10 protein-coding genes are annotated in these 12,407 nt (G+C 37.5%); all 10 read left to right on the top strand.

Annotated elements, in window-relative coordinates:
• The first annotated feature begins 2 nt into the window (after nucleotides 1-2).
• On the top strand, nucleotides 3-758 hold the full coding sequence (locus EVJ47_02020; GenBank protein RZD15072.1) for a phosphatase PAP2 family protein: 756 nt from the start codon (nucleotides 3-5) through the stop codon (nucleotides 756-758).
• Between the two features lie 51 nt (nucleotides 759-809).
• Nucleotides 810-1,673, top strand: a complete 864-nt coding sequence (locus tag EVJ47_02015) for a nucleoside triphosphate pyrophosphohydrolase (protein RZD15544.1) — start codon at nucleotides 810-812, stop codon at nucleotides 1,671-1,673.
• A gap of 40 nt (nucleotides 1,674-1,713) precedes the next feature.
• On the top strand, nucleotides 1,714-3,288 hold the full coding sequence (lnt, locus tag EVJ47_02010) for an apolipoprotein N-acyltransferase (protein ID RZD15071.1): 1,575 nt from the start codon (nucleotides 1,714-1,716) through the stop codon (nucleotides 3,286-3,288).
• A gap of 80 nt (nucleotides 3,289-3,368) precedes the next feature.
• Nucleotides 3,369-4,452 (top strand): peptide chain release factor 2 gene (locus EVJ47_02005; protein ID RZD15543.1). Its coding sequence is split into 2 segments (ribosomal slippage): nucleotides 3,369-3,416 and nucleotides 3,418-4,452, totalling 1,083 coding nucleotides; the frame shifts between segments, so codons are not numbered across the junction.
• A gap of 19 nt (nucleotides 4,453-4,471) precedes the next feature.
• A complete protein-coding gene (gene lysS, locus EVJ47_02000; protein RZD15070.1) occupies nucleotides 4,472-5,962 on the top strand; it encodes a lysine--tRNA ligase in 1,491 nt (496 codons plus the stop codon).
• A 2-nt stretch (nucleotides 5,963-5,964) separates the two neighbouring features.
• The gene (locus EVJ47_01995) at nucleotides 5,965-7,209 is read left to right on the top strand and encodes a lipoprotein-releasing ABC transporter permease subunit (protein ID RZD15069.1); all 1,245 of its coding nucleotides are present in this window, start codon (nucleotides 5,965-5,967) and stop codon (nucleotides 7,207-7,209) included.
• Nucleotides 7,202-7,939 (top strand): ABC transporter ATP-binding protein, encoded by a 738-nt coding sequence (locus tag EVJ47_01990; GenBank protein ID RZD15068.1) that lies wholly within the window; start codon nucleotides 7,202-7,204, stop codon nucleotides 7,937-7,939. Before EVJ47_01995 ends, EVJ47_01990 begins: the two co-directional genes overlap by 8 nt.
• A 31-nt stretch (nucleotides 7,940-7,970) precedes the next feature.
• A complete protein-coding gene (gene bamA / locus EVJ47_01985) occupies nucleotides 7,971-10,715 on the top strand; it encodes an outer membrane protein assembly factor BamA (protein RZD15067.1) in 2,745 nt (914 codons plus the stop codon).
• 36 nt (nucleotides 10,716-10,751) lie between these two features.
• Nucleotides 10,752-11,285, top strand: coding sequence for an OmpH family outer membrane protein (locus EVJ47_01980; GenBank protein ID RZD15066.1), 534 nt, complete (start codon nucleotides 10,752-10,754; stop codon nucleotides 11,283-11,285).
• Nucleotides 11,286-11,334: 49 nt separating this feature from the next.
• The gene (gene lpxD / locus EVJ47_01975) at nucleotides 11,335-12,378 is read left to right on the top strand and encodes a UDP-3-O-(3-hydroxymyristoyl)glucosamine N-acyltransferase (GenBank protein ID RZD15065.1); all 1,044 of its coding nucleotides are present in this window, start codon (nucleotides 11,335-11,337) and stop codon (nucleotides 12,376-12,378) included.
• Nucleotides 12,379-12,407 lie beyond the last annotated feature (29 nt).

Raw genomic sequence — 12,407 nt, 5'->3', positions numbered from 1 at the left:
TCATGGAAAGCAACCATATTAAAATTAAAGACGATTATAAGCATAGGGATAAAAAATATACTCCGCAAACATTGACCGAATCGTTAAATGCGGCAATAGAAGGAATAATACTTGCAACTAAGACCGAAAGGAATATGCGGATTCATTTTATAGTTGCTTTAAGCGCAATTTTGCTTGCCCTTTTTTTACGGTTGCCCAAAATCGACCTGCTCCTGATATTCATTTCCGTATTTTTTGTCTTATTTGCCGAAACCGTGAACACTTCCATAGAATATTTGTCCGACTTTATTTCTAAAGAACAGTCCCCAAAAATGGCTGCCGTAAAAAATTTGGCGGCAGGGGCGGTTCTTTTGTCGGCTTTTGGAGCTTTTATAGTAGGTTATGAAATATTTTCAAAATATCTTTATTATATGATATACTACATTGTAAATATGATAAGGACACCGGGTTCGGACATCGCAATCGTTGTTATATCGCTTGTTTTTGTCGCTATAATCATAATAAAGGCAATGTTTAATAAGGGTACGCCGCTTCGGGGCGGGCTGCCGAGCGGGCACTCCGCTATTGCTTTTTCAATATGGCTGATGGTTTCATTTTTAACATTAAACCCTGTTGTTTCGCTTCTTACATTTGTTCTGGCTTTGCTTATAGCCTTTTCCCGAATAAATAGCGGTATTCATACAAGGCTCGAGGTTTTTGTCGGCAGTTTAATAGGCGTCCTGATAACCGCTCTAATTTTTAAACTGTTTTATTTTTAAATCCCCTTTTCTTTCAAAATAAGAGGCTATATTATGATTGGTCAAAAGAATATGAAAAATTATGAAAACTATGAAAAATATTCAGGGATTCAGGGACTAATAAACATAGTCAAGAAATTGCGGTCGGAAGAGGGTTGCCCATGGGATAGAAAACAGACCGAAGAGACATTAAAGCCCTATGTTATAGAAGAAGCCTACGAAGTCGTAGATGCGATAAGTTCGGGGGAAAAGATAGAGATAATGGAAGAGTTGGGCGATTTGCTACTCCAGGTCATATTTTTATCCGACATATACGAAGAAAAGAAAGAATTTTCATTAGACGATGTCGTAAATGCCATAATTAAAAAATTGCTCAGAAGGCATCCGCATGTTTTTGATGCCTCTTTTTCATTAAAAGAGGGGGAGTGTTTAGACGATGTTATTCTTAAAAATTGGGAAAGAATTAAGGCTGAAGAGAAAATGGAAAAACAACAAAACATCGGAGCCCCTTCAAAAACAAAAAACTCCTCCGTGTATGTATCCGAAAGCTTGCCCGCTCTTCACAGGGCTAATATGATACAGGAAAAGGCTAAAAGATTAGGATTTGATTTCGACAATTTAGGCGATGCCTTTAATAAGATTTATGAAGAGCTTGCCGAACTTAAAAATGAATTAAATGAATTAAATAAAAGTAAAGATAAACCGAAAGATGAAAATATTTTAAACAAGATTAAAGAGGAATACGGGGATATAATATTTTCGATTGTTAATATAGGAAGATTTATGGATATTCATCCCTGCAATGCTTTAAATAAATCATCGAATAAATTTATAGAAAGATTCGGTTATATGGAGAAGAAAGCTTTGCTTCCGTTTTCCGAACTCGGTCCTCAAAAACTTGACGACTTATGGGAAGAATCGAAAAAGGTTCTTTAGAAATTCAAACGAAGTTTAAATAAATGACCTTAATTCTATAATGCCGAAAATTTCCAGAGACTTTTTAATGAGAGCCGCTTTATCCGCCTTATCGGGATTGCTTATAGCTTTTTTGTTTCCGAATTTCAATCTTGAGTTTCTTGCATGGTTTGCCCTCATCCCTCTTTTATATGTAATAAAGAAATCCAGAGGCTTCAAAGATTCGTTTTTTTACGGCTTTATAGCAGGACTTGTTTCCTATATTTTTATAATGTACTGGATAGTATATACCGTCCATGTTTTTGGAAACCTTCCATATTATACAGCCGTCTTTGCCCTTCTGCTTCTTTCCGCTTATTTAAGCCTGTACATCGCTTTATTTGCAGGGTTCGGTAAAATTTTGTTAAATAATTATAAAAGATTAAGCATTATTTTAATTCCGTCATGCTGGGTTTTTTTTGAGTTTCTGAAATCAAACCTGCTGACAGGTTTTCCGTGGGAAAATTTGGGTTTTTCCCAATATTTAAATCTTCCATTCATCCAAATTTCCAATATAACGGGGGCGTTTGGACTTTCTTTCATCATAGTTCTTATAAATTACTCCATTTTCCACTTTATATTCTTTAAAAATGAAATATCAAAAAAACAGGCGCTTTTTGAGCTGATTTTGGTTTTACTTATCTTTATTTCGGTTATATTGTACGGCTATTATAATATTTATTCCGTAAGGGCATCGTTAAAGAACAAAAAGCCGCTGGAAGTTGCTTTAATTCAAGGAAATATCGGGATGTTTCAAAAATGGAGGATTACAAAAAAAAGGACTACCAAAATTTATTTAAATTTAACTAAAAAATCGTTAAAATACAAGCCCAAAATTGTCGTATGGCCTGAAACGGCGCTTCCATACATCATATCATTCTATCCGTACTATTGGAACAAAATTATGGATTTTGTAAAAAAAAGCAATATCAATTTAATTTTTGGAGCCATAGGCGTCAGGTTTTTAAACGGAAAATACCTCTATTATAACAGAGATTATATGTTTGACAAATCGGGAAGATATTCTTATTACGATAAAAATCATCTCGTTCCGTTTGGCGAATATATTCCGTTAAGGCATCAATTTCCTTTTTTAGCCCATATTTTAAAAGGAGCGGGAATCGGAAATTTCACTGCGGGTAAAAAATTTAGAATTTTAAAAGACGGTAAGATTAAGGCGGGTTCCATGATATGCTATGAAGCATATTTTAACTCATTGGTAAGAAATTTTTCAAAAGACGGCGCTAATCTTTTAATCAGTATTACGGACGACGCCTGGTACGGAAAGACATCCGCGCCGTATCAGGATATGTCTATGACCGTTTTTTCGGCAGTAGAAAACGACAGGTATGTGGCAAGGGCTGGAAACTCCGGAATTAGCGGAATAATATCTCCAACCGGTAAAATACTGGAAGAAACAGGCATTTTCAAAAGAACATTTATGATAGGATATGTAAAATTAATTAATAAAAAGACTTTTTTTGCTTTATATGGTAATATATTTACTTATATCGTTACTGCTCTTTTTTCTTTATCTTTAATATATTTAATAATATCATACCTTTTTTTAAATAAATCTTTTAAAAGGCGGATTTAAATTTTATAATATTTAAGGGAGATTATATAGTGTCTGATTCAAAGGTAAGCGATGTTTTAAATTTAAGCCTTCTGGATAGAATGGTAAAAGGTCTTGACGATAAACTTGAAAAAATAGGGAGGAGGCTTTGAAGTTGCCAGACTAAAGGACAGGCTTAAAGAAATAGACGGGATAACCGCAAAAGAGGGATTTTATAACGATATTTCTTTTTCGACATCGGTGCTAAAGGAAAAGTCGGCAATTGAAAATAGATTGAAGCCGTTTTATAAGGTCTATGGCGAATTTAAACATATAAAGGATTTATATGCTCTGTCTTTAGAGGCTAACGATGAAAATATGTTATCCGACCTTGCGGAGAGCCTAAAGCCGCTTGAAAAAGAGATTTCTGGTTTAGAAATAGATCTCACTCTTTCGGGAAAAGACGATAAGCTTAACGCTATTGTTGAAATTCACGCAGGTTCCGGCGGAACGGAGTCTATGGATTTTGCAAACATGCTTTTGAGAATGTATTTAAGATGGGCGGAACGAAAAAGATTTAAAACCATTATAATGGAGTATAACGCCGGCGAAGAAGCCGGTGTTAAAAGCGTGACATTTGTTGTGTACGGTGAATTTGCTTACGGCTACCTTAAGGCTGAAATCGGGGTTCACAGGCTTGTCAGGATTTCCCCCTTTGATGCCAATAAAAGAAGGCATACATCCTTTGCCTCTGTTTTTGTCTATCCTGAAATAGACGATAATATCGACATCGTCATAGATGAAAAAGATTTAAGGATAGATACATATCGTTCTAGCGGGGCTGGCGGACAGCATGTAAACACTACCGATTCGGCCGTCAGAATCACTCATATTCCGACCGGGATTGTTGTGGCATGTCAAAATGAAAGGTCCCAGCATAAAAACAAGGATGTTGCATATAAGCTGTTAAGGGCAAGACTATACGATTATTATAAAAAGAAAAAAGAGGAAGAGGAAAGCAAGCTTCAAAAAACCAAAAAAGATATATCATGGGGTTCTCAGATAAGGTCTTACACGCTCAATCCAAACCGTGTAATAAAAGATCATAGAACGGGGGTAACCGTTTATGACGACCAGAGTGTTTTTGACGGGGATATAGATGAATTTATAAGCGCATATTTGCTGGGAGTAAAGGCAAAGGAATAAAAATAGGGAGGGCTTTAGTTTGGAACAGGAGCTAAATCTTGTCGAAAAAGGGCGCATTGAAAAGCTAAAAAAATTAAAAGAAAAAGGGATAAACCCTTTTGATAATAATTTTATAAAAGAAGAAAATATTAAAGAGATTATAGGCGAATATAATTCAAAAGACAGAGAGTTTTTTGAAAAAAATACGGCAGGCGTAAAAACTGCCGGCAGAATTCTTATCATAAGAAATTTTGGCAAGGCTTCGTTTTTCAGGCTTCGGGACGGCGAAGGGGAGATACAGTGTTATATCCAAAAAGGTACGGTAAAAGATGGTGATTTTGAGCTTTTTACCGAATTTATCGATGCGGGAGATATTGTCGGGGTGGAGGGACATCTTTTCAGGACAAAAACAAATGAACTGACGATAAAAGTAGAGCGTATCGGCATCCTGACTAAATCTATTTTGCCTTTGCCTGAAAAATGGCACGGGCTTAAGGACATCGAGGCCCGTTTCAGAAAAAGATATATAGATTTAATAGCAAACGAGGGGGCGCGCGAGATATTTAAAAAAAGGGCGCAGACGATTAATTTTATACGCTCCTTTTTAAATTCCAACGAATTTTTAGAGGTTGAAACGCCGGTTATGCAGACTAACCCGGGTGGCGCAACGGCAAGGCCTTTTAAAACGCATCATAACGCCCTTAATTTAGAACTTTATATGCGAATAGCGCCAGAGTTGTATTTAAAAAGATTAGTCGTAGGCGGCTTTGACAGGGTGTACGAAATTGGGAGAAATTTTCGCAACGAAGGCATTTCCGTAAAACACAACCCCGAATTTACGATGTTAGAATTTTATATGGCATACGCGACGCACGAATATTTAATGAATTTTGTCGAGGAGATGCTTTCCGAACTCGCAAAACATATTTGCGGGAATCTTCAAATCGACTATGCCTCTGAAAAATTAGATTTTACTCCCCCCTTTAAAAGAATAAAATTAAAGGACAGCCTTTTCGAAATTGCGGGATTCAAGCCCGAAGAAGTAGATTCCGCCTCAAAGATTTATGACATCCTAACGGCAAAAAATGTTTCTAATATAAGCAGAAATGACAGCTATGGCGAACTATTAACCCTTTTATTCGATGAAACGGTGGAGCCGAAACTTATAAATCCTACTTTTGTGACGGATTATCCCGTCGAAAGCTCGCCTTTAGCGAGAAGGAACGATGAAGATCCCTCGGTTGCGGACAGGTTTGAGCTATTCATAGCAGGAAGGGAAATAGGAAATGCCTTTTCGGAGCTTAATGACCCGTTCGATCAGGAAGAAAGGTTTAAGTCGCAGGTGGATGCAAAAATTAAAGAAGGACTTCCTGTGGAAATGGACGACGACTACATCGAGGCGCTGAAACAGGGGCTTCCCCCCACTGCCGGCTGCGGTATAGGCATAGACAGGATTGTTATGCTTTTAACGAATTCGTATTCCATTAGAGATGTTATATTATTTCCGTTGCTTAAACCCGTTAACAAGTAAAAATGACCGATGATATGAATTTTCATACAAATATTGCTCTTCGTTATTTAAAGCCGAAAAATAACTCCTTTATATCTTTGCTGAGTTTTATATCTATATCGGGCATAGCGATAGGCGTGATGGCTTTGATTGTAGTTATATCGGTAATGAGCGGTTTCGACCGTGCGCTCGAAAACAAAGTTATCGGAATCGAATCTCAAATTATTGTTTTAAATTATAACAGCTCCATTAATCATTATGACGGCGTGATGAAAGATATATCCGCCATAAAAGGGGTTAAAAGCGTTTCACCTTTCATTTATACGGATGTTATGATTTCTTCCGCCGGTACCTCAACAGGCAGCGTCTTAAGAGGAATCGATATTAAAACGGAGGAAAAGGTAACAAATCTAAAAAAGTATTTAATTAAAGGGAGTTTAAACGGGCTTAACGGCAAAAAGTACAACGGTATAGTGCTTGGAAAGGTTCTGGCGCAAAACCTCGGGGTTTCGGTAGGGGATAAGGTGCTTATAATGTCTCCCGAAGGGCAGATGACCCCGTTTGGTATTGTGCCGAAAACCGAAAGGTTCACCGTTTGCGGAATTATAAACAGCGGCATGTACAATTACGACTCCACATTTTCTTTTATCTCTATAAAAAATGCGCAGATGTTTTTGGGATTACCCCGCGGCACCGTAACGGGAATGGAGGTTAAACTTGATAAGATAGGGCTTGCAAACCTCTACGCAAAAAAGATAGAGAGAATATTAAACAAAAAGCCGTCATCCTCTTTTTATGCGTTAAGCTGGGAGGAACTTAACAAAAACCTATTTTCCGCCATAAGATTGGAAAAGCTTACTATGTTTATTATACTTTCCTTAATTGTATTAGTGGCGGCATTTAATATTATTTCTACATTGATTATGGTTGTTATGGAAAAACGCAAAGACATAGCCATATTAAAATCTATAGGTGCAAGTTCGAGGGATATAATGATTATTTTTATGGCCCAGGGCATCATAATAGGTCTTGTCGGAACTTCGCTCGGGCTTATATCGGGTTTTTTAATCGGTTACCTTGAAAAGACTTATCATATAATAAGCCTGCCGTCCTCTGTTTATTACATAACAACCCTGCCTGTAAGAATGACCCCGGGCGAGTTTATAGTTATCGGATCCAGCGCCCTTTTTTTAAGCTTTATAGCAACGCTGTACCCTTCCTATAAAGCAAGCAAAATAGATCCTGCTGAGGGCGTAAGACATGAATAAATATCATGGAATTGAAAATCAGCGGTCCGCAGGACCGGCGGAGCCAACCTCACCTGCAATATGCTTAAGGAAGGTAAGCAAAATATTTAAAACGGGGGACGAAACCGTCAGCATTCTTGACGCAGCCGATTTAGAAATAAAAGCCGGCGAGACATTTGCAATAACAGGGGAATCGGGCACAGGCAAAAGCACTCTGCTTCACATTATGGGGACGCTTTTAAAACCGGATTCGGGAAGTGTCGGGTATTTTGAAAATGCAGATATATACGGGCTGACGGATAAAAGACTTTCCGAATTTCGCAACGAAAATATAGGTTTTGTTTTTCAGTTTCATTATCTTTTAAACGAATTCAGCTGTATTGAAAATGTTGCCATGCCGCTATATATAAGGAATGAACCAAAAGCGAAGGCGTTAAAAATTGCGCGCGATTATTTATGCGAGCTGGGGCTTGAACACAGGCTGAATTTTAAGCCGTATACGCTTTCGGGAGGGGAACAACAGAGGGCGGCAATTGCAAGGGCTCTTATAGGCTCTCCAAAGGTTGTTTTAATGGACGAACCGACGGGTAATTTAGACCCGAGACATGCGGAAAAACTACACGAGATAATTATAAATCTAAATAAAAAATATAATAAGACGCTGATTGTCGTTACTCATGACGAAGAGTTTTCAAATATGATGGGACATAAAATTAAAATCGTAAACGGTATCATAGAACATATAAATTGACATATAATTTATTATTTGATAGGTTATTAAAATGAAATTTTTCAGATTGTCTTTATTTTTACTTTTCATTTCTTTTGTTGTTTTTTTAAATTCGACAAAAGCTTATGCCTTATTAAACAACAAGGATGTGTTTGTCGGTTTTTTCCATCAAAAGGGGACTCCGGCATTAAAAAATATAGATAAATCGTTTACCGATGTTTTTAAAACCTATATGGATTCAAAAAAACCATACTTTGTATTAGCATACACGCTCCTTAAAAAACCGCCGTATTTTAATTTTAATACAAAGATGAACCTTGCCGGAATAAAAAGGCTTGGCATAAAATATCATTCAAATTATATTATAACAGGCAGCATCGCAAGGTTTGGATCTCATTACGAAATTCATGCCATGCTGATAGAGGCCGCGGATATTTATAACTCCAAAACGGTAAAATATTCGGGCGCCGGTAAAAAGTCTTTGGAAAAAAGCATTTATACCTTATCCCAAAAGGTGTCCTCGTTAATTTTGAGCCGCTTAAAAGCGGAAAAAATCAAAAAGCATGTGCCTGTTTCAAAAAAGATTTATTCTATCAGGGTAAAAGGTAATATAAGGACGGGCGCTTCATTTATCGCAAGCAAGATTAAGATAAAAAAAGGGGGTTATTATTCGATTAAAAAAATCAACGAAAGCGTTAAAGACCTTTATAAAACAGGGTATTTTAAAAATATAATGGTTAATGCCCGGGCCGTACCCGAAGGGCTGGCGGTTACTTTTATAGTGTCCGAAAGACCGTACATTAAATACATTAAATATTCGGGAAACGCCTCCGTAAGCGTAAAGAAAATCAAGAAGGTAATAAATCTGAAGGTTAATTCGCCTTATAGCTCTTATGGCTTAGATAAGGCGTTAAAAATTCTTAAATTTATATATTCGGCCGAGGGATATTATAATGCGAAGATAAAAGTAAAAAAGACAACCTTTCAAGGCAATTATATCGGCATCCATTTTCTTATAAACGAAAATTCCCCCGTAATGGTTGAGAAAGTTGAATTTGAAGGCAACAGCTCTTTCCCTTCGGCAAAGCTTCAATCCGTGATGGGCATAAAGACGGTTAATCTGCTGACATGGATAACGGGTGCGGGAAAGTTCAAGAAAGCAAAATTAAATAACCAGATTATTAAATTATTAGGTTTTTACTATAATCACGGTTATATAAATGTAAGGGTCAGAAAACCCGTATTCATTTTCTCTAAAAATAAGAAGTATGTAACAATTATCATAAAGATAGTCCAAGGGCCGCAGTATAGAATATCGAATGTTGACCTTGAAATAAAAAATGTTAAAAAGGATTCGGGGGAATATATTTCCGTTAAAAAACTTATAATCACAAAAGTGGGGGATATTTTTAACAGGCAATATATAGAAAAAGAGATACTGAATATTACCAAGTTCTACACAAATAAAGGGTATGCCTTTGCGAATGTCGAGCCGTCCATAAAAATCAGACAAAAAACAAATTCTGTTTTGATTAAACTAATCGTTCATAAGGGTAAGATTGCAAAATTCGGCAAAATTACGATAACCGGAAATGATGTTACTTACAGCTATGTCATACTTAGAGCGCTCGCTCTTTACCCCGGCGAGGAATATAACCCAAAGCTTATAAAAATATCGAGACAAAATTTAAAAAACTTGATGTATTTTAAGCATGTCGCCATCACCACCGAAAAGGTTCCGGGTGAAAGCATATTAGATGTCAAAGTGCATGTTAAGGAACAGAATACGGGTAAATTTACGATTGGCGGCGGGTATAGCTCTGCCACGGCTTTTATGGCAATATCGTCAATCTCCGAGTCAAATTTATTTGGGACGGGAATATCCGCCTCTTTAAATGCTCAGGTTGGCGGGCCGTATCAGTCGTATAGTTTTAATATTCTTCAGCCGTACCTTACTTATATTTTTGCGAAACCTTTATCGTTTAATTTATCTTTATATGACACCTTTAACGGTCTTTACTATGAATTTGCCTATCGTTCGGTCGGCGGTTCGATTACTTTAGGTTATCCGCTTTATAAAAATGTGCTTACGGAATATTTTAGGTACCTTTTAGAGGAAGACACATCGGTTATAATTCCCGGTCTTTTAAATATTTTGCCTCAGGGGAGATTGATAACGAGCGAGGCTTCTTTAACGACCGTTTATAACACATTAAATAATCCTATGGTTCCGACCGCGGGCAATTTAGACAGTTTCAGGGTCAGCTTTGCCGGTCCCCCGATCGGCGGCAATGACGATTTTATCAAATTTGTAGCGCAGGCAAACCACTATATACCGTTATGGTGGGGGACATCTTTCATGCAGGGGGCGCAGGCAGGTTATGTAACTTCAACCAGGTCTTCCGTTGCATTGCCGATATACCAGAGATTTTTTGTCGGCGGTATAATGAATACATACCCGCTTTTAGGATTTATGTACGATTCCGTCGGTCCCTCGCAAAACGGCTTGCTTATCGGCGGAACAAAGATGTTTACGGTTCAGGCAAAATATTCAGTACCCATTCTTAAAAAGATGGGCTTTTATGGATTTTTATGGTGGAATGCGGGTAATGCATGGGGGCAGAGCGAACCGGTATTTCCATTGGACCTCGTTCAGGCGGCGGGAATCGGTTTTAACTGGTATTCCCCGTTTGGACCCATAACTATTACTTATGGCAAAATACTTGGAACGCCGATAAACGGGAATAATCCGACGAGGATTCAGTTTAGCCTGGGTCAGAGTTTTCCTGGTATTTAGCAATAAAAAAAATAAAAAATAAAACAAGGAGATTGTATGAAAAGATTAATTTTTAATTTAAGTCTTGCGGTAATTTTAACTTTATTCGCCATGGCATTAACTTATTCAAATTCAAAAAATGTATGGGCGGCGGGTTCCTCCATTGCCGTAGTTAATATGCAAAATATTATTTCGATGTCAAATCAGGGCAAAAAAGCTAATGCGGAGCTAAAGGCTTTGTATTCCACATATACCGCCAGATTGTTAACGATGAGAAAAAAAATAGCCGCGATTCAAAATGATTTGAAGCAGAACGGCTCTATAATGTCGGCCAGCGAAAAGGCGCATAAGACAAAGGAGTTTGAAACGGATATTTCAAAGTTTAGAGCCGAGGAGAAGCATGTTCAGGGTGCTATGGCAGAAAAAAGATATACGCTTTTAAAAGGAATAGTAGATAAAGCCACTGCTATTATAACCGCAATTGCAAAGAAAAACGGCTACCAGCTTGTTATCGACAGACCAAGCGTAGTTTACAGGGCTCAGGGGATTGATATTACAAATGAAGTTTTAACGCAGATGAACTCAAAATAAGATATTGTAATATCATATAATATAAATCGTATTTTAATTTTTATTTTTTATGGCCATACCGCTTAACGACATTGTTTCAAAGTTATCTTTACACAGCATAGGCAAACTTCCGGCAGATATTTTTATTTCGGGAGCAGGCTCTTTGCAGGGAGCGAAAAGCGATGAGATTTCGTTTATTTCAAATTTAAAATATCTTAAATATCTTAGCGAAACAAAGGCTTGTGCGGTAATTATGGATTACGAGTCTTTAAAACGGGAACTTCCTTCGGGAATTAAATTCCTTATACTCGACTCAAAAAATCCTTATTTAGCCTTTGCAAAAGCAACGCAGTTATTTAGCGGGAAGAATAGTTTAGACAAAACGGTTTCTAAGGATTTTCTGCAATATGCCAGAGTCGATAAAACTGCGTTAATAAGCGAAAACTCTATATTATACCCGGGCGTTTTTGTAGATGCCGGTTCGGTTATAGGTAAAGATTGCAATATAATGAGCAATGTTTTTATCGGAAAAAATGTTAAGATAGGGGACAGCGTCAAGATTTATCCGAATGTTACCGTTTACGACAATTCTAAAATAGGTAATAACTGCATAATTCATTCAGGTTCCGTTATAGGAAGCGACGGATTTGGGTATGCCAGAGATAAAAACGGCTATGTGAAAATTATTCATTCAGGTTATGTTATTCTGGATGACGATGTCGAATTAGGCGCCAATGTTACCGTCGATAGGGGTGTTGCCGATTTTACTAAAATAGGCAGGGGAACAAAGATAGACAATCTGTCCCAGATTGCTCATAATGTAATAATCGGCAGCAATTGCGTTATTGCCGCACAAACCGGAATTGCCGGCAGTTCGGAGGTAGGAGATAATGTGACGATCGGCGGGCAGGTGGGTATTGCAGGGCACATCAGGATAGGGAACGGCGTTATAATAGCGGCACAGTCGGGCGTTGCGCATAACATAAAGGATAACGACATCATATCCGGTTCCCCGGCTTTTTCTATTAAAGATTGGCGCAGTTCGGTTGTGCTATTCAAAAGACTCCCCGAACTTTTTAAAAGAATAAAAGATATCGAAAAGACAAGGGACTAAAAAATGATTAATGAAGGGTCTTCAAATTT

The organism is Candidatus Acidulodesulfobacterium ferriphilum, from assembly GCA_004195035.1.
Taxonomy (GTDB): Bacteria; SZUA-79; SZUA-79; order Acidulodesulfobacterales; family Acidulodesulfobacteraceae; genus Acidulodesulfobacterium; species Acidulodesulfobacterium ferriphilum.
Note: the sequence above shows the minus strand (reverse complement) of the source record. Positions and strands in the feature narration are given on the sequence as shown.